The 246-nt window shown below is 39.8% G+C and carries 1 protein-coding gene; it reads right to left on the bottom strand.

What is annotated here, in order from left to right; translation table 11 throughout:
- Positions 1-246, bottom strand: a 246-nt coding sequence (locus ACR9ZK_RS22985; protein WP_481344227.1) for a VOC family protein, incomplete at both ends; no start/stop codon positions are given.

The following is a 246-nucleotide window of genomic DNA, read 5'->3' as shown; positions in this document are numbered from 1 at the left end:
CCATAGACATGGTAATATTTCCACCCTCAGAAAGTCCATTAAACAGTTTATCAGCTTCTTCTTTAGATTCTGCGTTTATAGAAACCGAAAAATTATTCCCTTCCTTGAAGTGAGAGGCCCATTCACCACTTGTATCACTTCCCATTAGTATGGTTTCTTTGGATATCGGAAGAGTGACATGCATGATTTTGTCTTTATCCTCCTCAGGAATTTCTTTGCCCTCCATTGGAGGCATCTCTCCAAAAG

The sequence above is a fragment of the Monashia sp. HAY1-5C genome (assembly GCF_056755255.1).
The sequence above is the reverse complement of the archived record's forward strand: the minus strand, read 5'-3'. Positions and strand labels throughout refer to the sequence as shown.